The sequence below is a fragment of the Paracoccus yibinensis genome, assembly GCF_030846195.1.
GTDB lineage: Bacteria > Pseudomonadota > Alphaproteobacteria > Rhodobacterales > Rhodobacteraceae > Paracoccus > Paracoccus yibinensis.
The window spans coordinates 666,148-689,440 of record NZ_JAVCWH010000002.1; the positions used below are offsets into that span (position 1 = coordinate 666,148).

31 protein-coding genes are annotated in these 23,293 nt (G+C 63.7%); 2 read left to right on the forward strand and 29 right to left on the reverse strand.

What is annotated here, in order from left to right:
* Positions 1-40: 40 nt before the first annotated feature.
* Positions 41-520 carry a 50S ribosomal protein L15 gene (rplO, locus tag RAH32_RS06910; protein ID WP_306606395.1) on the reverse strand — a complete coding sequence of 160 codons (480 nt, stop codon included), beginning with the start codon at positions 518-520 and terminating at the stop codon, positions 41-43.
* Positions 521-736: 216 nt separating this feature from the next.
* Between rplO and RAH32_RS06915 the strand changes: the two genes are divergently transcribed.
* Positions 737-1,345, forward strand: a complete 609-nt coding sequence (locus RAH32_RS06915; protein WP_306606397.1) for a hypothetical protein — start codon at positions 737-739, stop codon at positions 1,343-1,345.
* A 2-nt stretch (positions 1,346-1,347) separates the two neighbouring features.
* Here the strand turns inward: RAH32_RS06915 and RAH32_RS06920 are convergent, their stop codons facing one another.
* From RAH32_RS06920 to RAH32_RS07050, 27 genes are all read right to left on the reverse strand, one after another.
* Positions 1,348-2,058 (reverse strand): hypothetical protein, encoded by a 711-nt coding sequence (locus RAH32_RS06920; RefSeq protein ID WP_306606399.1) that lies wholly within the window; start codon positions 2,056-2,058, stop codon positions 1,348-1,350.
* A 136-nt stretch (positions 2,059-2,194) separates the two neighbouring features.
* Positions 2,195-2,380, reverse strand: coding sequence for a 50S ribosomal protein L30 (gene rpmD, locus RAH32_RS06925; protein WP_207101248.1), 186 nt, complete (start codon positions 2,378-2,380; stop codon positions 2,195-2,197).
* A gap of 12 nt (positions 2,381-2,392) precedes the next feature.
* Positions 2,393-2,959: a 30S ribosomal protein S5 gene (gene rpsE, locus RAH32_RS06930; RefSeq protein ID WP_306606402.1), complete on the reverse strand. Its 567-nt coding sequence runs from the start codon at positions 2,957-2,959 to the stop codon at positions 2,393-2,395.
* A gap of 114 nt (positions 2,960-3,073) precedes the next feature.
* Entirely contained in the window at positions 3,074-3,433 is a 360-nt protein-coding gene (rplR, locus tag RAH32_RS06935; protein ID WP_103173019.1) for a 50S ribosomal protein L18, read from the reverse strand.
* A 12-nt stretch (positions 3,434-3,445) separates the two neighbouring features.
* The gene (rplF, locus tag RAH32_RS06940; protein WP_306606405.1) at positions 3,446-3,979 is read right to left on the reverse strand and encodes a 50S ribosomal protein L6; all 534 of its coding nucleotides are present in this window, start codon (positions 3,977-3,979) and stop codon (positions 3,446-3,448) included.
* 12 nt (positions 3,980-3,991) lie between these two features.
* Complete coding sequence (gene rpsH, locus RAH32_RS06945) at positions 3,992-4,390, reverse strand: 30S ribosomal protein S8 (protein WP_103173021.1); 399 nt, start codon at positions 4,388-4,390, stop codon at positions 3,992-3,994.
* A gap of 9 nt (positions 4,391-4,399) precedes the next feature.
* A complete protein-coding gene (gene rpsN, locus RAH32_RS06950; protein ID WP_126156006.1) occupies positions 4,400-4,705 on the reverse strand; it encodes a 30S ribosomal protein S14 in 306 nt (101 codons plus the stop codon).
* A gap of 17 nt (positions 4,706-4,722) precedes the next feature.
* Complete coding sequence (gene rplE, locus RAH32_RS06955; RefSeq protein WP_306606410.1) at positions 4,723-5,283, reverse strand: 50S ribosomal protein L5; 561 nt, start codon at positions 5,281-5,283, stop codon at positions 4,723-4,725.
* Positions 5,283-5,588 (reverse strand): 50S ribosomal protein L24, encoded by a 306-nt coding sequence (gene rplX, locus RAH32_RS06960; protein ID WP_306606412.1) that lies wholly within the window; start codon positions 5,586-5,588, stop codon positions 5,283-5,285. Before rplX ends, rplE begins: the two co-directional genes overlap by 1 nt.
* Complete coding sequence (gene rplN / locus RAH32_RS06965; protein ID WP_010400243.1) at positions 5,588-5,956, reverse strand: 50S ribosomal protein L14; 369 nt, start codon at positions 5,954-5,956, stop codon at positions 5,588-5,590. The genes rplX and rplN overlap by 1 nt, the downstream gene beginning before the upstream one ends.
* 76 nt (positions 5,957-6,032) lie before the next feature.
* Positions 6,033-6,278 (reverse strand): 30S ribosomal protein S17, encoded by a 246-nt coding sequence (gene rpsQ / locus RAH32_RS06970; protein ID WP_306606457.1) that lies wholly within the window; start codon positions 6,276-6,278, stop codon positions 6,033-6,035.
* A gap of 12 nt (positions 6,279-6,290) precedes the next feature.
* On the reverse strand, positions 6,291-6,497 hold the full coding sequence (gene rpmC / locus RAH32_RS06975; protein ID WP_103173026.1) for a 50S ribosomal protein L29: 207 nt from the start codon (positions 6,495-6,497) through the stop codon (positions 6,291-6,293).
* Positions 6,498-6,693: 196 nt separating this feature from the next.
* The gene (gene rplP, locus RAH32_RS06980) at positions 6,694-7,107 is read right to left on the reverse strand and encodes a 50S ribosomal protein L16 (RefSeq protein ID WP_103173027.1); all 414 of its coding nucleotides are present in this window, start codon (positions 7,105-7,107) and stop codon (positions 6,694-6,696) included.
* A 12-nt stretch (positions 7,108-7,119) separates the two neighbouring features.
* Positions 7,120-7,836 (reverse strand): 30S ribosomal protein S3, encoded by a 717-nt coding sequence (gene rpsC / locus RAH32_RS06985; RefSeq protein ID WP_306606461.1) that lies wholly within the window; start codon positions 7,834-7,836, stop codon positions 7,120-7,122.
* Positions 7,836-8,216: a 50S ribosomal protein L22 gene (gene rplV / locus RAH32_RS06990; protein WP_306606463.1), complete on the reverse strand. Its 381-nt coding sequence runs from the start codon at positions 8,214-8,216 to the stop codon at positions 7,836-7,838. The genes rpsC and rplV overlap by 1 nt, the downstream gene beginning before the upstream one ends.
* A 5-nt stretch (positions 8,217-8,221) precedes the next feature.
* Complete coding sequence (rpsS, locus tag RAH32_RS06995; protein WP_103173030.1) at positions 8,222-8,500, reverse strand: 30S ribosomal protein S19; 279 nt, start codon at positions 8,498-8,500, stop codon at positions 8,222-8,224.
* 3 nt (positions 8,501-8,503) lie between these two features.
* Positions 8,504-9,343: a 50S ribosomal protein L2 gene (gene rplB, locus RAH32_RS07000; RefSeq protein ID WP_103173031.1), complete on the reverse strand. Its 840-nt coding sequence runs from the start codon at positions 9,341-9,343 to the stop codon at positions 8,504-8,506.
* 94 nt (positions 9,344-9,437) lie between these two features.
* Positions 9,438-9,734, reverse strand: a complete 297-nt coding sequence (locus RAH32_RS07005; RefSeq protein ID WP_306606467.1) for a 50S ribosomal protein L23 — start codon at positions 9,732-9,734, stop codon at positions 9,438-9,440.
* Complete coding sequence (rplD, locus tag RAH32_RS07010) at positions 9,731-10,351, reverse strand: 50S ribosomal protein L4 (RefSeq protein ID WP_306606469.1); 621 nt, start codon at positions 10,349-10,351, stop codon at positions 9,731-9,733. Before rplD ends, RAH32_RS07005 begins: the two co-directional genes overlap by 4 nt.
* The gene (gene rplC, locus RAH32_RS07015) at positions 10,351-11,208 is read right to left on the reverse strand and encodes a 50S ribosomal protein L3 (protein WP_306606588.1); all 858 of its coding nucleotides are present in this window, start codon (positions 11,206-11,208) and stop codon (positions 10,351-10,353) included. The genes rplD and rplC overlap by 1 nt, the downstream gene beginning before the upstream one ends.
* Positions 11,209-11,218: 10 nt before the next feature.
* The gene (gene rpsJ, locus RAH32_RS07020) at positions 11,219-11,527 is read right to left on the reverse strand and encodes a 30S ribosomal protein S10 (RefSeq protein WP_089386317.1); all 309 of its coding nucleotides are present in this window, start codon (positions 11,525-11,527) and stop codon (positions 11,219-11,221) included.
* A 376-nt stretch (positions 11,528-11,903) separates the two neighbouring features.
* A complete protein-coding gene (gene tuf, locus RAH32_RS07025) occupies positions 11,904-13,079 on the reverse strand; it encodes an elongation factor Tu (RefSeq protein ID WP_306606472.1) in 1,176 nt (391 codons plus the stop codon).
* 63 nt (positions 13,080-13,142) lie between these two features.
* Positions 13,143-15,266, reverse strand: a complete 2,124-nt coding sequence (fusA, locus tag RAH32_RS07030; protein ID WP_306606474.1) for an elongation factor G — start codon at positions 15,264-15,266, stop codon at positions 13,143-13,145.
* A gap of 18 nt (positions 15,267-15,284) precedes the next feature.
* Complete coding sequence (gene rpsG, locus RAH32_RS07035; protein ID WP_306606476.1) at positions 15,285-15,755, reverse strand: 30S ribosomal protein S7; 471 nt, start codon at positions 15,753-15,755, stop codon at positions 15,285-15,287.
* Between the two features lie 12 nt (positions 15,756-15,767).
* The gene (gene rpsL, locus RAH32_RS07040) at positions 15,768-16,139 is read right to left on the reverse strand and encodes a 30S ribosomal protein S12 (RefSeq protein ID WP_022705687.1); all 372 of its coding nucleotides are present in this window, start codon (positions 16,137-16,139) and stop codon (positions 15,768-15,770) included.
* A gap of 234 nt (positions 16,140-16,373) precedes the next feature.
* On the reverse strand, positions 16,374-17,216 hold the full coding sequence (locus RAH32_RS07045; RefSeq protein ID WP_306606492.1) for a glycosyltransferase: 843 nt from the start codon (positions 17,214-17,216) through the stop codon (positions 16,374-16,376).
* Entirely contained in the window at positions 17,216-18,154 is a 939-nt protein-coding gene (locus RAH32_RS07050) for a DMT family transporter (RefSeq protein ID WP_306606494.1), read from the reverse strand. The genes RAH32_RS07045 and RAH32_RS07050 overlap by 1 nt, the downstream gene beginning before the upstream one ends.
* Before the next feature lie 231 nt (positions 18,155-18,385).
* Between RAH32_RS07050 and RAH32_RS07055 the strand changes: the two genes are divergently transcribed.
* The gene (locus RAH32_RS07055) at positions 18,386-18,889 is read left to right on the forward strand and encodes an AmiS/UreI family transporter (RefSeq protein WP_306606496.1); all 504 of its coding nucleotides are present in this window, start codon (positions 18,386-18,388) and stop codon (positions 18,887-18,889) included.
* An 85-nt stretch (positions 18,890-18,974) separates the two neighbouring features.
* Here RAH32_RS07055 and rpoC read toward each other — a convergent pair whose 3' ends face one another.
* Positions 18,975-23,207, reverse strand: coding sequence for a DNA-directed RNA polymerase subunit beta' (rpoC, locus tag RAH32_RS07060; protein ID WP_306606497.1), 4,233 nt, complete (start codon positions 23,205-23,207; stop codon positions 18,975-18,977).
* Between the last annotated feature and the right edge of the window lie 86 nt (positions 23,208-23,293).

Genomic DNA, 23,293 nt, shown 5'->3' on the forward strand with positions numbered 1-23,293 from the left:
TGTTCGCTATCTATGGGGCACGCACGCCCCGATCAACAGCTTATTCCGCCGCCGCTTCGGCCTTGACCGGCAGCGACACCTTGCCGCCCGCCTTTTCGACCGCCTCGACCGCCGATTTGGACGCGCCGGTGACGGTGATGGTCAGGGCCGAGGTCAGCTCGCCCTTGGCCAGCAGACGGACGCCGTCCAGCTTGCGGCGCACCAGGCCCGAAGCGACCAGAGCGTCTTCGTTCAGTTCTGCAGTGGCGTCGATCTTGCCCGCGTCGATGAAGCTCTGGATCTGGCCCAGGTTCACGACGGCGAAGGACTTGGCGTTCGGCTTGGTGAAGCCGCGCTTCGGCAGGCGGCGATAGAGCGGCATCTGGCCGCCTTCGTATCCGTTCAGCGCGACGCCCGAACGCGAGCTTTGCCCCTTGATACCACGGCCGGCGGTCTTGCCCTTGCCCGAGCCGGGACCGCGCGCCACGCGCTTTTTCTTGCGGTTCGCGCCTTCGTTGTCGCGGATTTCATGCAGTTTCATGTCGCTTCTCCTAGGCCGGACGCACCCCCGAAGCGATGATGGGGCGGACACGGCGTGACGTGTTTCGTGAGTCGTGCCCGCAGGCACCCGCGGCGTATAATCCCAACAAGCCCCGGCGGCAAGTCCTGGCCGCGCTGCGCGGGACAAGCGGATGTGAATTGCCGTCGCCTGCGGCGCGGGTATCAGGAAGCCCGTCATTCGCCAGGATCATTTGCCATGAAACGCATTCTTCCGCTTGTTGCCGTCCTTCTTCTGCCCCCCCTTGCCGCTCAGGCCGAGCCGACCTTCTGCACCGCCCGCATCAATGCCCGCGACGTTCCGCTGGCCTATGATCCCAAGGAACCCGGCCTGCGGGACCATTTCAGCCGGCGCGAGATCCTGTTCACCTCCTGGGGCCGCGACACCTGCCCCAGCTATGTCGTGCTGCGCAGCCTGACGCCGGACCTGACGGATCAGGAACGCGGTCCCTTCTGCCTGCGCCACGACAAGGCCAGCGATTCGATCATCGGCTATGACCTTGGGCGCCGCGACGCCTATGGCCGCTGCGAGGCGCCCGCCAAGACCGTCTGCCAGCGCGTGAACCAGACCAAGAACGCCGCGGTTGCCATCACCGGGGCGGCGGCGCGCGGCGCAATCAAGGGCGCGCAGTCCTTGCCGGACGGGTCGGGGGCGGTGATCCTCAGCGGATCGCAGGGCTATGTCGCGGGGGCGCTCTCCTCGATCGGCGGCGCGGCTGCGGCAGTTGCGGCGTCTCCGGCGATCATGGCTGGCGCTGCCGTATCGGTGGTGGCCGTTGGCGGCGCAGTCTATGCCTGCCGGGAATAAGTTCAGAACTCCAGCCAGGTGCCGATCCTGACGGCAGGTTCGCTGGGTCCGGCGAGGGGCGCGACAAGGCCGATCTCCAGCCGCGCGGGTCCGGTCAGGTCATAGACGACCGAGGTCGCCAGCTTGGCCGAAAAGTCTGTGTCCTTGCGCGCCTCCAGCCGAAGCTGGTTTACCACAGCCCAGAAGGGTGTGGGGCGCAGGCCGATGGTCAGGTCCAGCTTGCTGACGATTTCGGGCGTCAGATAGGCATATTGGATGCTGGACAAGCCTTGGCGCCCGGTGACTTCTTCGGTCTTGCCGGCGACCTTCACCCGCGCCTCGGCGCTCAGCCAGCCGCCGTCCCAGGGACCCGAGAAGCCCCGCCCCCACATCAGCGCGGCTTGGCTCAGCGGCAGCAGTTCGCCGTCGCGCCGGATCGCGCCGACGCCCATCGCATAGGACAGCCTGTTCGGCCCTTCTCCGCTGTCCAGCGACTTTTGATACCAGAGCATCGCACTGGTTTCGCCAACATTGGTGTGGCTGACCTCCAGCCCCACGGTCCGTCGGCGGCTCAGGCCATATTCGGTGTAAAGCCCCATGTAGGAGTTTCCCCCGTCGTCCCGTTCCCCCGACAGCGAGATGAAGAAATGGCCGGCTTCCCGCGGCCAGGGACCGGCATGGCCTGTCACCGCCAGAAGAAGCCAGACGATGCAGCTGGCGATAACGCGCGTCACGGGGGTCGTCCCCTCCGGTTGGAACCAAAGCCGACCGTAAGGGAGAAAAGGTTAGGATATGGTTAACGGGGTTGCCCCTAGACAAAGCAAAACGCCCCAGACTTCTCCGGGGCGTTCCTTTGGCGATCCTTGCGGATCAGGCCTTTTCTTCGATGATCGTCACCAGATGCGGGATCTTGGCGACCATGCCGCGGATCGCGGGGGTATCCTGCAACTCGCGGGTGCGGTTCATCTTGTTCAGGCCCAGGCCTTTCAGCGTTTCGCGCTGGATGGCGGGGCGGCGGATCGGGCTGCCGATCTGCTTGACGACGATGGTTGCCATACGCCTGTCTCCTTACGCTTCGACCGGCTCGGCAGCCGGCTTGTTGTCCTGCGGCAGGATGTCGGCCACCTTCTTGCCGCGACGCTGCGCGACCGAACGGGGGCTGGCTTCCTTCTTCAGGCCGTCCAGCGTCGCGCGGATCATGTTGTAGGGGTTCTGCGACCCCTGCGACTTCGCGACGACGTCCTGAACGCCCAGCATCTCGAACACGGCGCGCATCGGACCACCGGCGATGATGCCGGTCCCCGGAACGGCGGTGCGCATGATCACCTTGCCGGCGCCATGACGGCCTTCGATGTCATGGTGCAGGGTGCGGCCATCGCGCAGCGGCACGCGGACCAGCGAACGCTTGGCCTGCTCGGTCGCCTTGCGGATCGCTTCCGGCACTTCCTTGGCCTTGCCCTTGCCGAAGCCGACGCGGCCACGCTGGTCGCCGACAACCACCAGGGCTGCGAAGCCGAAGCGCTTGCCACCCTTGACGGTTTTCGAGACGCGGTTGATCGCGACAAGGCGATCCTGGAATTCCGGGGTTTCCTCGCGCTCTTCGCGGCGACCCCGGCGGTTTTCACGTTCTGCCATATGGCATTCCTTAAAACAGGTGGCGCTTGGCGCCGGTTGGTTCAATCCAGGTGGGGCAGTCCCGCAAGGACCGCCCCCCGGATCATCGGGGTGGCGCAAACGCCACCCGCATCATCAGAACTTCAGGCCACCTTCACGGGCGGCGTCGGCCAGGGCCTTCACCTTGCCGTGGAAGATGAAGCCGCCACGGTCGAAGACGACCTCCTCGATGCCGGCGGCCTTCGCGCGCTCGGCAATCGCGGCGCCGATCTTGGCAGCAGCCTCGACGTTGTTCTTGCCGACCAGGCCAAAGTCCTTCTCCAGCGTGCTGGCCGAAGCCAGGGTCACGCCATTCAGGTCGTCGATGACCTGAACCGAGATGTTCTTCGAGGAACGGTGGACCGACAGGCGCGGGCGGCCGTTCGACATCGCCCGCAGTTTGTTCCGAACGCGCAGGCGGCGCTTCTGGAACAGCTCTTGCTTTTTCAGTGCCATTTCATGCGCCCCTTACTTCTTCTTGCCTTCCTTGCGGAAGACGAACTCGCCCTTGTAGCGGATGCCCTTGCCCTTGTAGGGCTCCGGCTTGCGCCATTCGCGGATGTTCGCGGCCACCTGACCAACAAGCTGCTGGTCGATGCCTTCCACAACGATTTCGGTCTGCTTCGGCGCGGTGATCGTCACGCCTTCCGGCGTTTCGAAGTTCACGTCGTGCGAATAGCCCAGAGCCAGCTTCAGGGTCTTGCCCTGCATCGTGGCGCGGTAACCCACGCCCTGGATTTCCAGCTCTTTCTTGAAGCCTTCCGACACGCCGACCGTCAGGTTTTCCACCATCGAGCGGGTCATGCCCCACTGCTGGCGCGCGCGCTTCGAGGTGCCGCGCGGCTTCACCGCAACCGCACCCTCATCCAGCACCAGATCCACATCGTCGGTCGCCGTGAAGCTGCGGGTGCCCTTCGGACCCTTCACCTCGATGGTCTGACCCTTGATCTCGGCCGTCACGCCCTTGGGCAGAGCGACCGGCTTCTTACCAATCCGAGACATCTGCTGCCCTCCTTAGAACACGGTGCAGAGGACTTCGCCGCCGACATTGGCGTTGCGAGCCGCTGCATCCGACATGACGCCCTTGGGCGTCGAGACGATGGAGACGCCCAGACCCTGGCGGACCTGCGGGATTTCCTTGGCGCCGGCGTAAACGCGGCGGCCAGGCTTCGAGACACGCGACAGTTCCCGGATGACCGGGGTGCCGTCGTGGTACTTCAGACCGATCTCGAGCTCGGCATGGCCGGCTTCGGTGGTCACTTCTTCATAGCCGCGGATGTAACCTTCGGCTTTCAGCACGTCCAGAACCCAAGCGCGCAGCTTGGAGGCCGGGGTGCGGACGGTCGATTTGCCGCGCATCTGTGCGTTGCGGATGCGGGTCAGCATATCGCCGAGAGGATCGTTCATCGACATGTTGCCCCCTTACCAGCTGGACTTGACGAGACCGGGGATCTGACCGTTCGAGCCAAGCTCGCGCAGCATGATCCGCGACAGTTTCAGTTTGCGGTAATACGCGTGCGGACGGCCGGTCAGTTGGCACCGGTTGTGCAGACGCGTTTCCGACGAGTTGCGCGGCAGTTCGGCCAGCTTCAGGCTTGCCTTGAACCGCTCTTCCATCGGACGGGACTGGTCGTTGATGACCTCCTTGAGGGAGGCGCGCTTGGCGGCGAACTTCGCGACCAGACGCTCGCGCTTCTTCTCGCGCTCGACCATGGATTTCTTTGCCATATCTCTTACCTCCGCGATCAGCTGTTGAAGGGCATGTTGAAATGCTTCAACAGCGCTTTCGCTTCCGCGTCGGTCGGCGCGGTGGTGCAGATGATGATGTCCATCCCCAGAACTTCGTCGACCTTGTCGAAGTTGATTTCCGGGAACACGATGTGCTCCTTCAGGCCCATGGCATAGTTGCCGCGGCCGTCGAAAGAGGTGCCCTTCACGCCGCGGAAGTCGCGGACGCGGGGCAGCGCGATGTTGATCAGGCGGTCCAGGAACTCATACATCCGGTCGCCGCGCAGGGTCACCTTGGCGCCCAGCGGCATTTCTTCCCGGACGCGGAAGCCCGCGATCGAGGTCTTCGCCTTGGTGATCACGGCCTTCTGGCCGGCGATCAGCGACAGTTCCTCGGCGCCCTGCTTCACCTTCTTGGTGTCTTTCACGGCCTCGCCGATGCCCATGTTCAGGACGATCTTGTCCAGACGCGGGATCTGCATGTCGTTCTTGTAGCCGAACTCTTCCTTGAGCGCGGCGCGAACCTGATCGCGATAGACCGCCTTGAGGCGCGGCGTGTATTTGGTTGCGTCCAGCATCAGATCACGTCTCCCGTGGTCTTGGCGAAACGGACCTTTTTGTCGCCTTCCATGCGGAAGCCGACGCGGGTCGCTTTGCCATTGGCATCCAGCAGCGCCAGGTTCGACAGGTCGATCGGCATCGCCTTCGGCGTGCGGCCGCCCTGGGTGGCCTGCGTCTGGCGCGCGTGACGGATCGCGATGTTGATGCCGTCAACGATGGCCTTGTTGTCCTTGGGCATCACGGCGGTGATTTCGCCCTGCTTGCCCTTGTCCTTGCCGGCCAGCACGACGACCTTGTCGCCTTTCTTCAGCTTGGCAGCCATTACAGCACCTCCGGCGCAAGCGAGATGATCTTCATGAAGTTCTTCGCGCGCAGCTCGCGGACGACCGGCCCGAAGATACGGGTGCCGACCGGTTCGCCCTGGTTGTTCAGGATGACGGCGGCGTTGCGGTCGAAGCGGATCGAGGTTCCGTCCTCGCGCTTCACTTCCTTGGCGGTCCGAACGACCACGGCCTTGCGGACGTCGCCCTTCTTGACCCGGCCCCGCGGGATGGCTTCCTTGACGGACACGACAATGATGTCGCCCACCGACGCATAGCGACGGTGCGAACCACCCAGGACCTTGATGCACTGAACCCGGCGCGCGCCGGAGTTGTCAGCAACATCCAGATTGGTCTGCATCTGGATCATTTGGTTTCTCCCGACCTTTGGGGACCGCCTTGTGCGGCCCCAGGGTTTCGATCATTTCTGATCTGTGATGATGGACTTACGCGGAAACCGCTTCGTCCGTCAGGACAGTCCAGCGTTTCGTCTTCGAAATCGGCGCGCATTCGATGATGCGAACGGTGTCGCCGACCTTGAACTGGTTGTTCGCGTCATGCGCCCGGTATTTCTTGGACGAGCGAACGGTCTTGTGCAGCAGCGGGTGCTTGAAGCGACGCTCGACCAGGACGGTGACGGTCTGTTCGTTCTTGTCGCTGGTGACGCGGCCTTGCAGGATGCGTTTGGGCATGGGCCAGGCTCCTTAGTTCGAGGCCGCGGCTTCCGCCGCTTTCTGGTTCAGAATGGTTTTCACACGGGCCACGTCGCGGCGCACTGCACGCATCCGGGCGGTGCTTTCAAGCTGGCCGGTGGCCTGCTGGAAGCGGAGGTTGAAGGCCTCCTTCTTCAGCGCGACAAGCTGATCCTTCAGCTGGTCGGGCGTCTTCGACGTCAGTTCCTGCGCTTTCATGGCGCTTTCCTTTCAACATCACCGGAGAGCCCCTGCACGCAGGGCCACCCTGATTCCCGGTGGAGTTTCATGATGAAGGCCTGCCCATACAGGCAATGCCGGTTTCGTGCAACCCTTTTCCGGCCAAGAAAAGGAAAACCCCGCCAGTCGCCCGGCGGGGTCATTTTCCGTAGGGTGCGTGCTTGCACGCACCGACTTACCAATCCTCGCGCGCCACAATGCGGGTCAGGACCGGCAACTTGTTCGCGCCCAGGCGCAGGGCTTCACGCGCGATCTCGTCGGACACGCCGTCGATCTCGAACATGATGCGGCCGGGATGAACGCGGGCGGCCCAGAAATCGACCGATCCCTTGCCCTTACCCATCCGCACTTCGGTCGGCTTCGAGGAAACCGGCACGTCCGGGAAGATCCGGATCCAGACCCGGCCCTGACGCTTCATGTGGCGGGTGATCGCGCGGCGGGCCGCTTCGATCTGACGGGCAGTCACACGCTCTGGCTCGGTGGCCTTCAGCGCGTAGGATCCGAAGTTCAGGGCGAAACCGCCCTTGGCCTCGCCGTGGATCCGGCCCTTGTGCTGTTTGCGGAACTTGGTCCGTTTCGGTTGCAGCATCTTGTTTGCTCCTTAGCGCGCGTCGCGGTCACGGCGCGGACCACGGGGGGCCGGACCTTCCTGAGCCTCGGCGGCCTTTCGGTCGCGGGCCTGGGGGTCATGCTCCATGATCTCGCCCTTGAAGATCCACACCTTCACCCCGATGATCCCATAGGGGGTCGTGGCTTCGGCAAGCGCATAGTCGATGTCGGCACGCAGGGTGTGCAGGGGCACGCGGCCCTCGCGGTACCATTCGGTCCGCGCGATCTCGGCCCCGCCAAGGCGGCCCGACACGTTCACGCGGATACCCAGGGCGCCCATGCGCATCGCATTCTGCACGGCCCGCTTCATGGCGCGGCGGAACGAAACCCGACGCTCGAGCTGCTGGGCGATCGATTCCGCGACCAGGGCGGCATCGACTTCCGGCTTGCGCACTTCGACGATGTTCAGGTGAACTTCCGACTTGGTGAAGTTCGCCAGCTTGTTGCGCAGGACCTCGATATCGGCGCCCTTCTTGCCGATGATCACGCCCGGACGCGCGGCATGGATCGTCACGCGGCACTTGCGGTGCGGACGCTCGATGATCACGCGGCTGATGCCGGCCTGCTTGGCTTCCGTCTTGATGAAGTCCCGGATCTTCAGGTCTTCAAGCAGCAGATTGCCATAGTCCTTGTCGTCGGCGTACCAGCGGCTGTCCCAGGTGCGGTTGACCTGGAGGCGCATGCCGATCGGATTGACCTTCTGACCCATTACGCTTGCTCCTCGACTTGGCGCACCTTGATGGTGATTTCCGAAAACGGCTTCATGATCTTGCCATAACGGCCACGCGCCCGCGGACGGCCGCGCTTCATCACCAGGTTCTTGCCGACCCAGGCTTCGGCGACGATCAGGTTGTCGACGTCCAGACCATGGTTGTTCTCGGCGTTCGCGATCGCCGACTGCAGGCACTTCTTCACGTCGCCTGCTATCCGCTTGTGCGAGAAGGTCAGGTCGGCCAGGGCCTTGTCCACCTTCTTGCCGCGGATCAGCTGCGCGACGAGATTCAGCTTCTGCGGCGACGTGCGCAGACCCTTGGTCTTCGCAAACGCTTCGTTTTCCGCCACGCGGCGCGGATTTTGTTCCTTACCCATGACGCTTACTTCCTCTTGGCTTTCTTGTCCGCCGCATGACCGTAATAGGTCCGCGTGGGCGAATATTCACCGAATTTCTGACCGATCATTTCCTCGGAGACGGCAACGGGGATGTGCTTCTGCCCGTTGTAGACGCCGAAGGTCAGGCCGACGAATTGCGGCAGGATGGTGGAACGACGCGACCAGATCTTGATGACGTCGGATTTGCCCGACTCGCGAGCCTTTTCCGCCTTCTTGAGCACATAGGCGTCAACAAAGGGGCCTTTCCAGATAGAACGTGCCATAGGTCAGCGCCCCTTCTTCTTCGCGTGACGCGACCGCAGGATGTACTTGTCGGTCGCCTTGTTCGAGCGGGTCTTCTTGCCCTTGGTGTCCTTGCCCCAGGGCGTGACCGGCGTCCGGCCGCCCGAAGTCCGGCCTTCACCACCGCCATGCGGGTGGTCGATCGGGTTCATGGCGACGCCGCGGACGCTGGGACGGATGCCCTTGTGGCGGTTCCGGCCGGCCTTGCCCAGGTTCTGGTTCGAGTGGTCGGCGTTCGACACGGCGCCGATGGTCGCCATGCATTCCTGACGGACCAGGCGCAGCTCGCCCGACGACAGGCGGATCTGGGCATAGCCGCCGTCGCGGCCGACGAACTGGGCATAGGTGCCAGCCGAACGGGCGATCTGGCCGCCCTTGCCGGGCTTCAGCTCGACGTTGTGGACGATCGTGCCGATGGGCATGCCGCTGAAGGGCATGGCGTTGCCAGGCTTCACGTCGACCTTGGCGCCGGCGATGACCTTGTCGCCCACGGCCAGGCGCTGCGGCGCGATGATATAGGCGCGCTCGCCATCCTCATAGCCGATCAGCGCGATGAAGGCGGTGCGGTTGGGATCGTATTCGATCCGCTCGACCACGGCGGCCATGTCGAACTTGGTGCGCTTGAAATCGACGATGCGATACAGGCGCTTCGCCCCGCCGCCCTTGCGGCGCATGGTGATCCGTCCGGTGTTGTTCCGACCGCCGTTCTTGGTCAGACCCTCGGTGAGGGCCTTGACCGGGCGACCTTTCCAAAGCTCCGAACGGTCGATCAGAACCAGCCCGCGCTGGCCAGGCGTCGTCGGTTTATACGACTTCAATGCCATCTTTCTGTCTTCCGTTGCTTTGGACCAGGGTGGTCCGTTGTCGTCAAAAGATCGCGGCCCCGGTCAAGCCAGGGCCGCAGAGTCCCGCCTGCTATCAGAGTCCGGTGGAGACGTCGATAGTGTTACCCTCTTCCAAGGTGACATAGGCTTTCTTCACGTCGCTGCGGCGTCCCAGGATCCCCCGGAAACGCTTCTGCTTGCCCTTGGTGACGGTGGTGTTGACCGCCTTCACCTTGACGCCGAACAGGGCCTCGACCGCCTGCTTGATCTGCGGCTTGGTCGAGTCCTTGGCCACCTGAAAGACCACGCCGTTGTTTTCCGACGTCATGGTGGCTTTCTCGGTGATGATCGGCTTGACGATCACGTCGTAATGTTCAGCTTTCGCGCTCATTTCAAACGAGCCTCCAGAGCTTCGACGCCCGAACGCGTGATCACCAGCGTGTCGCGCTTCAGGATGTCATACACGTTGGCACCCATCGACGGCAGGATGTCCACGCCTTCGATGTTGCGGGCGGCGCGGGCGAAGCCTTCGTTGACTTCGGCACCATCGATCACCAGCACGCGCTTCCAGCCGTTTTCCTTGACGGCCTTGGCGACGGCAGAGGTCTTGGCATCGGCGAGGTTCAGATCCTCGATGATGACCAGTTCACCCGCGGTTGCCTTGGCGGACAGGGCATGGCGCAGACCCAGGGCGCGCACCTTCTTGGGCAGATCGAAGGCGTGCGAGCGCGGGGTCGGGCCTTTGTAGGTGCCGCCGTGACGGAAGGTCGGCGCCTTGCGGGAACCGTGACGAGCGCCGCCGGTGCCCTTCTGGCGATAGATCTTCTTGGTCGAATAGCTGACATCCGACTTGCCCAGCACCGAGTGGGTGCCTGCCTGCGCCTTGGCGCGCTGCCAGCGGACGACGCGCTGCAGGATGTCGCCACGCGGCTCCAGCCCGAAGATCTCGTCGGCCAGCTCGATTTCACCGGCCTTGCCGGCGTCCAGCTTGATCACATCGAGTTTCATCACTTGTCTCCTTCGGGCGCAGCATCGCCGTCAGCCGCCTCGGCAGTCGAAGTCTGGGCTTCGGCCAGCGCGGCCTCCTCGGCGGCGGCGGCTTCGGCAGCAGCGGCCTGGCGGGCGGCCTCCTCGGCAGCAGCGGCTTCGGCAGCAGCAGCTTCGGCGGCGCGACGGGCCTCCTCGGCGGCGGACCTCAGAGCAGCCGGGTAGATCACGTTGCCAGGCGTCGCTTTCTTCACGGCGTCCTTGATCGTGACCCAGCCACCCTTCGAACCGGGAACAGAGCCCTTGACCATGATCAGGCCACGGTCGGCATCGGTGCGCACGACTTGCAGGTTCTGGGTCGTCACGCGGACGGCACCCAGATGGCCGGCCATCTTCTTGCCCTTGAACACCTTCCCGGGGTCCTGGCACTGGCCGGTCGAACCGTGCGAACGGTGGCTGATCGACACGCCGTGCGAGGCACGCAGACCACCGAAGTTGTGGCGCTTCATGGCGCCCGCGAAACCTTTACCGATCGAGGTGCCGGCGATGTCCACGAACTGACCCGCGAAGTAGTGGTCAGCCGTGATCTCCTCGCCGACATTGATCAGGTTTTCTTCGGCCACGCGGAATTCCGCGATCTTGCGCTTGGGCGCGACCGAGGCCTTGGCGAAGTGGCCGCGCATCGCGGCGGTCGTGCGCTTGGCCTTGGCGACACCGGCGCCCAGCTGGACGGCGGTATAGCCGTCGCGGGCGGCGGTACGCTGATCGACGACCTGGAGGTTGTCCAGTTGCAGAACCGTCACCGGAACCTGACGGCCGTCTTCCAGGAACAGCCGGGTCATGCCCAGTTTCTTGGCGATAACACCAGTACGCAGCATCATCCCCTCCTTACACCTTGATCTCGACATCCACGCCGGCGGCGAGGTCGAGCTTCATCAGCGCGTCAACGGTCTGCGGGGTCGGATCGACGATGTCCAGCAGGCGCTTGTGCGTGCGGATTTCCCACTGATCGCGCGACTTCTTGTCGATATGCGGGCCGCGAAGGACGGTGAATTTCTCGATCTTGTTCGGAAGCGGGATCGGGCCGCGGACAGTCGCACCGGTGCGCTTGGCCGTGTTGACGATTTCCTGGGTGCTGGCTTCCAGCACGCGGTAATCGAACGCCTTCAGCCGGATGCGGATATTCTGACTTTGCATAGTCATCCCTCTGACGGGGAGTTCCAGTCGAGAGGCTGACATCGCACCACGCGGCGCCAGCATCGGACCGTACAAAAACTGCAAGGCCGCCCTGACAAGGCGGCCGCGCGCAAGGCAAGCGAATCTCGGCGCAAGGCGGATTCGACTGCGATGCGGGCCTATAGCCTCTTTGGAAGGCAGACGTCAAGCACGATCGGCCCTGTTTCCCGACAGAAAGGCCGCCCTGTTCTTGGGACAGCCCTGTCGTAGACATTCCCGGTGGACGCAACCAACCCAGCCCATATGAACAAGCCCGCCCCTTTCGGGACGGACTTCGGTTTCACCACAGCGGCGTAGGGTGAGTGTTCACACGCACCGCTACCCTACGCGGCCTTGATCACTTGATGATCTTGGAGACCACGCCTGCGCCGACGGTGCGGCCGCCTTCGCGGATGGCGAAGCGCAGCTTTTCCTCCATCGCGATCGGCGCGATCAGCTCGACCTCGAACTTCAGGTTGTCGCCCGGCATCACCATCTCGGTGCCCTCGGGCAGACGCACGGTCCCGGTCACGTCCGTGGTGCGGAAGTAGAACTGCGGACGGTAGTTGGCGAAGAACGGCGTGTGGCGCCCGCCTTCCTCCTTGGTCAGGATATAGGCCTCGGCCTCGAAGGTGGTGTGCGGGTTCACCGACTTGGGCTTGCACAGCACCTGGCCGCGCTCCACCCCGTCGCGGTCGATGCCGCGCAGCAGCACGCCCACGTTGTCGCCCGCCTCGCCGCGGTCCAGAAGCTTGCGGAACATCTCGACGCCGGTGCAGGTGGTCTTCTTGGTGTCGCGGATGCCCACGATTTCCAGTTCGTCGCCCACGTTGACCGCGCCGCGCTCGATCCGGCCGGTCACGACCGTGCCGCGGCCCGAGATCGAGAACACGTCCTCGATCGGCATCAGGAAGGGCTGGTCCACCGCACGCTCGGGCGTGGGGATGTATTCGTCCACGGCCTTGATCAGCGCGCGGATCGAATCCTCGCCGATCTCCTTGTCGCGGCCTTCCATCGCGGCCAGGGCCGAGCCCTTGATGATCGGGATGTCGTCGCCCGGATAGTCGTAGGAGGACAGAAGCTCGCGCACCTCCATCTCGACCAGTTCCAAGAGTTCCTCGTCATCGACCTGGTCGACCTTGTTGAGATAGACGACCATGTAGGGGATGCCCACCTGGCGGCCCAGCAGGATGTGCTCGCGCGTTTGCGGCATCGGGCCGTCGGCGGCGTTCACCACCAGGATCGCGCCGTCCATCTGCGCCGCGCCGGTGATCATGTTCTTCACATAGTCGGCGTGGCCCGGGCAGTCCACATGCGCATAGTGGCGCGTGTCCGATTCGTATTCCACATGCGCCGTCGAGATGGTGATCCCCCGGGCACGCTCCTCGGGGGCGCCGTCGATCTGGTCATAGGCGCGGAATTCGCCGAAATACTTCGTGATAGCCGCCGTCAGCGTCGTCTTGCCGTGGTCAACGTGACCAATCGTGCCAATGTTGACGTGCGGTTTCGTCCGTTCAAACTTTGCCTTTGCCATAGCGCAGGATTCCTCAATTCATTGACTCATGGGATGGGCGGGACCAAGGCCCCGCCCCGCCGATCAGGCGTATTTCTTCTGGATCTCGTCCGAGATGTTCTGCGGCACGGCCTCGTAGTGGTCGAACAGCATGGTGAACACCGCACGGCCCGAGGACATCGAGCGCAGGTTGTTGATGTAGCCGAACATGTTGGCCAGCGGCACGAAGGCGTCGATGACGTTCGCGTTGCCGCGGCTGTCCTGACCACGAACCATGCCGCGACGGCTGGTCAGGTCGCCGATAATCGAACCCGTGTATTCCTCGGGCGTCACCACCTCGACCTTCATGATCGGTTCCAGCAGCTTCGCGCCGGCCTTGCGCAGGCCTTCACGCATCGCGGCGCGCGAAGCGATCTCGAACGCGAGCACCGAGGAGTCGACGTCGTGGAAGGCACCGTCCAGAAGGGCCACCTTGAAGTCGATCACCGGGAAGCCTGCAAGCGGACCCGAGTCCATGACGGATTTGATGCCCTTTTCGACGCCCGGAATGTATTCCTTGGGCACCGCGCCGCCGACGATCTTGCTTTCGAACGAATAGCCTTCGCCCGGCTCGGTCGGGGTGATCTGCAACTTGACGCGCGCGAACTGACCGGTACCGCCGGTCTGCTTCTTGTGCGTGTAGTCGATCTCGGCCGGCTGGCTGATGGTCTCGCGATAGGCAACCTGGGGCGCACCGATATTCGCCTCGACCTTGAACTCGCGCTTCATGCGGTCCACCAGGATGTCGAGGTGAAGTTCGCCCATGCCCTTCATGATGGTCTGGCCCGATTCCAGATCGGTCTCGACGCGGAAGGACGGGTCCTCGGCGGCCAGGCGCTGAAGGGCAAGGCCCATCTTTTCCTGGTCGGCCTTCGACTTCGGCTCCACGGCGATCTCGATCACCGGCTCGGGGAAGGTCATCGTTTCCAGGACCACCGGCTTGGCGGGATCGCAGAGCGTGTCGCCCGTTGTGGTTTCCTTCAGGCCGGCCAGCGCGATGATGTCGCCTGCGAAGGCTTCCTCGATCTCCTCGCGGTTGATCGAGTGCATCATCATCATGCGGCCCACGCGCTCGCGCTTGCCCTTGGTCGCGTTCAGCATCTGGTCGCCCTTCTTCAGAGCGCCCGAGTAGATGCGCGTGAAGGTCAGCGAGCCGACGAAGGGGTCGTTCATGATCTTGAACGCCAGGCCCGAGAAGGGCTGCTCGTCATCGGCGCGACGCTCGATGTTGCGGGTTTCGGATTCGTCGCCCGGCGCGAAGCCCAGATAGGCCGGCACATCCAGCGGCGAGGGCAGATAGTCGATCACGGCGTTCAGCAGCGGCTGTACGCCCTTGTTCTTGAACGACGAACCGGCGGTCACCGGGAAGAAGGACAGCGACAGCGTGCCTTGGCGGATCAGCTTGCGCAGGGTCGCCTCGTCGGGCTCGTTGCCCTCCAGATAGGCTTCCATGGCCGTGTCGTCCTGTTCGACGGCCAGCTCGATCAGGTTCGAGCGCCATTCTTCGGCCAGGTCCTTTAGGTCATCGCGGATCGGCTGGCGAACCCAGCTAGCGCCAAGATCTTCGCCCTTCCAGACCCATTCTTCCATCTTCACCAGATCGACGATGCCTTCCAGCTTGTCCTCGGCGCCGATCGGCAGGGCGATCGGGCACGGGGTGCCGCCGGTGCGGTCCTTGATCATGCGCACGCAGTTGAAGAAGTCGGCGCCGATCTTGTCCATCTTGTTGACGAACACGATCCGCGGAACTTTGTAGCGGTCGGCCTGGCGCCAGACGGTCTCGGTCTGCGGCTCGACGCCGGCGTTGGCGTCCAGCAGGCAGATCGCGCCGTCCAGAACGGCCAGCGAGCGTTCCACCTCGATGGTGAAGTCCACGTGGCCCGGCGTGTCGATGATGTTGAAGCGGTACTTCGTTTCCGAAGTGCCTTCGGTGGTCGGGTCTTCCTGGCGCTGCCAGAACGTGGTGGTCGCGGCAGACGTGATCGTGATGCCGCGTTCCTGTTCCTGCTCCATCCAGTCCATGGTCGCGGCGCCGTCATGCACTTCGCCGATCTTGTGCGACTTGCCGGTGTAGTAAAGGATACGCTCGGTCGTTGTCGTCTTGCCGGCATCGATGTGGGCCATGATGCCAAAGTTACGGTAACGCTGCAGCGGATATTCGCGTGCCATGGTGGGGATCCTTTCGCCTTACCAGCGGTAGTGGCTGAACGCCTTGTTGGCGTCGGCCATCTTGTGCGTGTCTTCGCGCTTCTTGACGGCAGTGCCGCGGCCGTTGACGGCATCGGCCAGCTCGCCCGCAAGACGCTCTTCCATGGTGTTCTCGTTGCGCTTCTTGGACGCGTCGATCAGCCAGCGGATCGCCAGGGCCTCGCGGCGGGTCGGACGGACCTCGACCGGAACCTGGTAGGTGGCACCGCCGACGCGGCGCGAACGCACCTCGACCGAGGGCTTCACGTTGTCGAGGGCTTCGTGGAAGACCTCGATCGGCTCGCGCTTCAGGCGGGACTGGACGCGGTCCAGGGCCGAATACACGATGCGCTCGGCAACCGATTTCTTGCCGTCAACCATCAGGTTGTTCATGAATTTGGTCAGCACGCGATCGCCATACTTGGCGTCGGGCAGGACTTCGCGCTTTTCAGCGGCGTGACGACGGGACATTGATGCCTCTCCTTACTTCGGACGCTTGGCGCCGTATTTCGAACGACGCTGGCGACGATCCTTGACGCCCTGGGTATCCAGCACACCGCGCAGGATGTGATAACGGACACCCGGAAGGTCTTTCACGCGGCCGCCGCGGATCAGCACGACGCTGTGTTCCTGCAGGTTGTGCTTTTCGCCCGGGATGTAGGAGATGACCTCGAAGCCATTCGTCAGGCGGACCTTGGCCACCTTACGCATAGCGGAGTTCGGTTTCTTCGGCGTCGTGGTATAGACGCGCGTGCAGACGCCGCGCTTCTGCGGGCAGCCTTGCAGGTGCTGCGACTTCGAGCGCTGCACCTTGGGCTGCCGCGGTTTGCGGATCAGCTGTTGGATCGTCGGCATTCGGTTCCCCGTCTTGCTCTGTCAATACTCGCAGCAAACCTGCTGCGCCGCTTCTCGACGGCATTCCGCGCGAATCGCGAAATGCCAAACCCTTCCTGCCCCGGAATCCGGGGTGGAGGGGAAAATTCCAGAGGATCGAGGCAGTTGGACGCCCGGATCGTGACCACGAAAGGTTCTGGTCCCCGAACGGTTTCCCGGCGGGTGTGCGGCGTATAGGGGGAATCGCCGGGGGTGTCAACAAGACCAGCCGGGGCTGTCCACGCGGAACACGGCCTTGGACAGGTCGTCCAGAACCCTGCGGTCCAGTCCGAAGCGGCGGGACAGCTGGCGATCCAGGGCATCGGGAGCGATATCCCAGGGCAGACCCGGTCCCATGTCGCCCGAGTCGCTGTCCGCATGGATCGACCGGATGAACATCAAGGGCCGCGTGACCGCAACGCACGGCATCCACAGCGGCAGCTTCGTATGGTTGAAATGCAGCGCGGTCTTTTCCTCGTCGGGCCGCAGGAAAATGGTCAGGGCAACGCCCATGTTGTGCGCGATCCAGGGGACGAAATCGGCCCCCCCTGCCCCCGCTCGCAGCATCAGCCCGCGCGAATGATCCAGCGACAGCCGCCCCTCGGGCAGCCACAGGGGTTGCACCGCCGCGAAATCCCGGCGGGCCGTGGCGACATAGTCCAGGGCCACCGCGTCGTCGTCGTCATTGCGGAAATGGCCCACGACATTGGCCTGGGGATCGACATGGGGGGCGATTGCGGCCCGGCAGGCGTCCAGGTGCCGATCCATCGGCGGCACCAGTTCCAGGCGCAGCCAGGGGTTGGCCTGGGACAGGTCGCGCAGACGGGACAGATAGGGTTCCGGCAGGTCGGGGCCGGTCATGACGACCAGAGTGAAATCGGGGTCCGTCTGCGCCCGCCAGCCTGGCAGCGCCAGCGTGGTGAACCACAGCCATCGCCGCGCCAGACGCTCGGAATCATAAAGGAAGGCCCGCCGCTCCTCCAGACTGGAGTGGTCCTTCTGATAGCCGCGCAACCCAAGATAGGAGAACCGGCACAGGCCCAGCATCTGCACCCGCATCAGCGCGCCCTGCCGATCTGCGCCTCGCGCCAGATGGTATAGATGCCCGCCGCAACCACCAGGCTGGATCCTGCCCAGGTCCACAGGTCAGGCCATTCACCGAAGACGATCAGCCCCATCAGGATCGCCACCAGCAGCGAGGTATAGCGGAAGGGCGCGACATAGGACATCTCGCCCATCCGCATCGAGGCCACGGCACTGACATAACCCACCGTCAGAAAGGCGCTGCCCATCAGCAGCAGCAGGATCTGCGACGGGCTGGGCATCACCCAGCCCTGCCACAGGCTGATCACCAGGCCGACCAGCGTCACCCCTGCCGCCGCATAGAAGGCGATCGTGGCCGAGGTGATGTCGCCGCCGAAGTTGCGTGTCGCCAGGTCGCGCAGCGCGACCATCGCCATTGCGCCCACGGCAACGACAGCCCAGGGGCCGAAGACCTCGCCCCCCGGCCGCAGGATCAGAAGAACGCCCCCGAAGCCTGCGATCACCGCGCCGATGCGACGCCAGCCCAGGATTTCCCCGAAGAACAGCGCGGCGGCCACCATCACCACCAGCGGAAGCGCCTGCATGATCGCGGACAGATCGCCCATTGCCATGTGCTGCAAGGCGTTGAGAAACAGGATCGTCGAGGCGATCTCCCCGAAGGTCCGCCACATCATCGGTCCCCGCGCGCCCTTGCGGATCCGCAGGTCCAGGCCTCCCAGGCGGGGCGCGACTGCTGCGATGAAGGCCATCACGAAGACCCCGCGCAAGGCAATGGCCTGATAGAGCGGCATGTCCTGAGCCACGAACTTCATCACCGTGTCGTTCAGCCCAAAAGCCACCATGCACAGCGTCATGATCAGCGCGCCACGCAGGTTATCGCCGGGCTGATGCGGCAGCGGACGAACCGAGGCAGGCCGGACGCGACGGCTGGGGGACAGGATCGGGGTGCGCATGACGGGATCCACAACAGGATGGTGCTTCCCCGTTAGGCATTGGTATGGTGCCGGGCAAGCGAATTTTGCAGGACACGCAAGCAGATACCGCCGATCGCGGCGCATCGCATTTTAAACCGCCGCGATATGCTGTGTGGGACAGTTTTGCATAACCCCCCGCACCGCTTTGCCCTAAGGCGAGCCTGCAACAGGCCGGCGCATTTGCGGCCGGTCAGACCCTGGGAACCCCGGATGCTGCTTCCGCTTTCACTTCTTTTCGTTGGCGCGGTCCTGACGCTCAATGGGCTGTGGATGATGAACCGTGTTTCGGACAGGGAAATCGTCGTCATCAACCTTGCGACGGCATTCATCACCGGAACCGTCGCGGTCCTGTCCATGATCGGGGCCGACACCCCTGCCGCCGTGAAGGGGGCAGCCCTGACACTGCTGTTCAGCCTGACCTATCTGTGGGTGGGGATCAACCGCCTGACCGCATCAGACGGGCGAGGGCTGGGCTGGTTCAGTCTTTTCGTGGCGATCTCGGTCTTGCCGGAAGCCGTGGTCACGCTGCGCCAGGCCAGCGATCCGATGACGCTTTGGCTGGGTCTGTGCTGGGCCTGCTGGGCGGGCCTGTGGTTTCTCTACTTTCTTTTGCTGGCGCTCCGTTGGCCGCTTGAGAGGACCGCCTCCGCTGCCACACTGGCCAGCGGCATCCTCACCGCCTGGATGCCCGCCCTGGCGATGCTCTATTCCTGAGATATTGACCGGGGCCTGAACCGCAGCCCGAAATCACGAAAGGCCCGGCATCGCTGCCGGGCCTTTGCATGTCATGGCGAACCGATCACTCGTCGCGGTTTTCGGCCCGATCGGCCATCGTATCGGACGCAGTGTCCTCGAAGGCCGGCGCGATCAGGGCAGCGGCGGACTCCGCCTCGGCCCGGCGGGCTTCGATCACCTCGTTGTCGCGCTCGGTCGCGATGCGGCGGATCCGGGCGGTGGCGCCGCCCGTGCCCGCCGGGATCAGCCGGCCGACGATGACGTTCTCCTTCAAGCCCAAGAGCTTGTCGCGCTTGCCCTGAACGGCCGCTTCGGTCAGCACGCGGGTCGTTTCCTGGAAGGACGCGGCCGAGATGAAGCTGCGGGTCTGCAGGCTGGCCTTGGTAATGCCCAGCAGCACGGGTTCCCCCTGGGCGGGACGGCCCCCCTTGGCTTCGATCTTGGCGTTTTCTTCCTCGAACTCGTCGCGCTCGACATGCTCGCCCTTCAGAAGCGTGGTGTCGCCGCTGTCGGTGATCTCGATCTTCTGCAGCATCTGGCGAACGATCACCTCGATGTGCTTGTCGTTGATCTTCACACCTTGCAGCCGGTAAACGTCCTGCACCTCGTCGATCAGATAGTCCGCAAGCGCCTCGATCCCCATGATCCGCAGGATGTCGTGCGGAGCCGGGTTGCCATCCATGATGTAGTCACCCTTCTGCACGAAGTCGCCTTCCTGCACCGGGATGTGCTTGCCTTTCGGCACCATGTATTCGACGGCATCCACCCCGTCTTCCGACGGCTCGATGGTGATGCGGCGCTTGTTCTTGTAGTCCTTGCCGAAGCGGACATACCCGTCGATCTCGGCGATGATCGCGTGGTCCTTGGGACGACGGGCCTCGAACAGTTCGGCCACGCGGGGAAGACCCCCGGTGATGTCCTTGGTCCGTGCGCCTTCCCGCGGAATACGCGCCACCACGTCGCCCGCGCGGATTTCCTGCTGGTCCTCGACCGACAGGATCGCGTCCACCGACATCGGATAGCTGATCGGGTTGCCCTGTTCGTTGCGCACCGGCTCGCCGTTCTCATCCATGATGATGATCTCGGGCTTCAGGTCGTTGCCTTTCGGCGCGGAACGCCAATCGGTCACGATCTTCTGCGTCATGCCGGTCGCCTCGTCCGTCTCGTCGCGGACCGAGATCCCCGAGAGAAGGTCGACGAACTTCGTGATGCCCGCCTTTTCCGCGATGATCGGCAGGGTATAGGGGTCCCATTCGAACAGCTTCGCGCCGCGAATGACCCGCTCGCCTTCCTTCACGAACAGCTTCGAGCCGTAGAACAGCTTGTGGCTGGCGCGTTCCTGCCCCTGGTCGTCCAGGATCAGCAGCTGCATGTTCCGCGACATCACGACCTGTTCGCCATTTGCGTTGGTCAGGATGTTTTCGTTGCGGAACTGGACCGTGCCCTCGTGCGAGGCGGCCTGGAACGACTGCTGGCCGCCCTGCGCGATGCCGCCGATGTGGAAGGTCCGCATCGTCAACTGCGTGCCCGGCTCACCGATCGACTGCGCGGCGATGATGCCGACAGCCTCACCGATGTTGACCAGCGTGCCGCGGGCCAAATCGCGGCCATAGCAAAGCGCACAGACGCCATCCTCGGATTCGCAGGTCAGGGCCGAACGGATGCGTACGGTCTGCACGCCCGCCGCCTCGATGGCGTCGGCCTTGCGTTCGTCGATCACCTCGTTCGCGCGGACGATGATCTCGTCCTCGCCCGGAACCAGCACGTCCTCGGCCGCGGTGCGGCCCAGCACGCGTTCGGACAGCGGGCTGATGACCTCGCCGTCGTTCACGGCAGCGGAGGCCGTGATCGCCTGCTCGGTTCCGCAGTCGTGTTCGCGGATGATGCAGTCCTGCGCCACGTCCACCAGACGACGGGTCAGGTAACCCGAGTTCGCCGTCTTCAACGCGGTGTCGGACAGACCCTTCCGCGCGCCGTGGGTCGAGTTGAAGTATTCAAGAACGGTCAGGCCTTCCTTGAAGTTCGAGATGATCGGCGTCTCGATGATCTCGCCCGAGGGCTTGGCCATCAGACCGCGCATCCCGCCCAGCTGCTTCATCTGGTTGGTCGAACCCCGCGCACCGGAATGCGCCATCATGTAGACCGAGTTCGGCTCCATCTCGGCGCCGGTCTCGTCCTTCTTGGTGGCCGAGATGGTGGACATCATGGCATCGGTGACGCGGTCGTTGCATTTCGACCAGGCATCGACGACCTTGTTGTACTTCTCGCCCTGGGTGATCAGACCGTCGAGATACTGCTGCTCGAACTCCTTCACCTGCTCCTGGACTTCCTCGACGATGGTCCACTTGTTGTCGGGCACCACCATGTCGTCCTTGCCGAAGCTGATGCCGGCGCGGAAGGCTTCGCGGAAGCCAAGGCCCATGATCTGGTCGCAGAAGATCACCGATTCCTTCTGCCCGCAGTAGCGGTAGACGGTGTCGATGACGTGCTGCACGTCCTTCTTGCGCAGCAGGCGGTTGACCAGTTCGAAGGGCGCCTTGGCGTTCATCGGCAAGAGCGCACCCAGCCGGACGCGGCCCGGCGTGGTCTCGAAGCGTTTGACGACCTCGTTGCCGTTCTCGTCGATCTGCTTGATGCGCGCGGTGATCTTGGCGTGCAGATGCACCTCGCCTGCGGCAAGGGCGTGCTCGACCTCGTTCACGTTGGCAAAGGCCATGCCTTCGCCCTTCATGCCCTCGCGCTGCATCGAGACGTAATACAGCCCCAGAACCATGTCCTGCGACGGCACGATGATCGGCGCGCCGTTGGCGGGCGACAGCACGTTGTTCGTGGACATCATCAGGACGCGCGCTTCCAGCTGCGCCTCAAGGCTCAGCGGGACGTGCACGGCCATCTGGTCGCCGTCAAAGTCGGCGTTGAAGGCGGAACATACCAGCGGGTGCAGCTGGATCGCCTTGCCTTCGATCAGGATGGGTTCAAACGCCTGAATGCCCAGGCGGTGCAGCGTCGGCGCGCGGTTCAGCAGGACCGGATGCTCGCGGATCACCTCGTCCAGGATGTCCCAGACCTCGGGGCGTTCCTTCTCGACCAGCTTCTTGGCCTGCTTGACGGTCGAGGACAGGCCCTTCGCCTCAAGCCGCGAATAGATGAACGGCTTGAACAGTTCGAGCGCCATCTTCTTCGGCAGGCCGCACTGGTGCAGCTTCAGTTCCGGCCCGGTCACGATGACCGAACGGCCCGAGAAGTCGACCCGCTTGCCCAGAAGGTTCTGGCGGAAACGGCCCTGCTTGCCCTTCAGCATGTCGGACAGCGACTTCAGCGGGCGACGGTTGTTCCCGGTGATGACGCGGCCGCGACGGCCGTTGTCGAACAGCGCATCGACCGATTCCTGCAGCATCCGCTTTTCGTTGCGCACGATGATGTCGGGCGCGCGAAGCTCGATCAGGCGCTTCAGGCGGTTGTTGCGGTTGATGACGCGGCGATACAGGTCGTTCAGGTCCGACGTGGCGAAGCGGCCGCCATCCAGCGGAACCAGCGGACGCAGTTCCGGCGGAATGACCGGGATCACGGTCAGCACCATCCATTCGGGACGGTTGCCCGATTCCAGGAAGGATTCGACGATCTTCAGCCGCTTGATGATCTTCTTCGGCTTCAGCTCGCCGGTGGCTTCCTTCAGATCCTCGCGCAGCTGTTCAGCCGTGGCAGCCAGGTCGATATTGGCCAGCATCGCGCGGATCGCTTCGGCACCGATATCCGCCTGGAAGGCGTCGGCGCCATAGTTGTCCTGCGCGTCGAGGAATTCTTCCTCGGTCAGCAACTGGCCATAGGTCAGGTCTGTCAGGCCCGGCTCGATGACGACGTAGTTCTCGAAATACAGGATCCGTTCCAGATCGCGCAGCGTCATGTCCAGCATCAGGCCGATGCGGGAGGGCAGCGACTTCAGGAACCAGATATGCGCGACCGGAGCGGCCAGCTCGATATGGCCCATGCGCTCGCGGCGAACCTTTTGCAGGGTCACTTCCACGCCGCACTTCTCGCAGACGAGGCCGCGATACTTCATGCGCTTGTACTTGCCGCAGAGGCATTCATAGTCCTTGATCGGACCGAAGATGCGCGCGCAGAACAGACCGTCACGTTCCGGCTTGAACGTGCGGTAGTTGATCGTCTCGGGCTTCTTCACCTCGCCATAGGACCAGGCAAGGATTTCCTCGGGCGAGGCCAGCGAGATCTTGATTTCGTCGAACTGCCGCGGCGGGGCCAGCGGGTTCAGGGGATTGGTGGCAAGTTCCTGGTTCATTCTTTTTTCCTAATGAAAGGGCGCGGGGGAGAGACGGTGCGTGAAGATCACGCACCCTACGGCATGGTAGGGTGCGTGCTTGCACG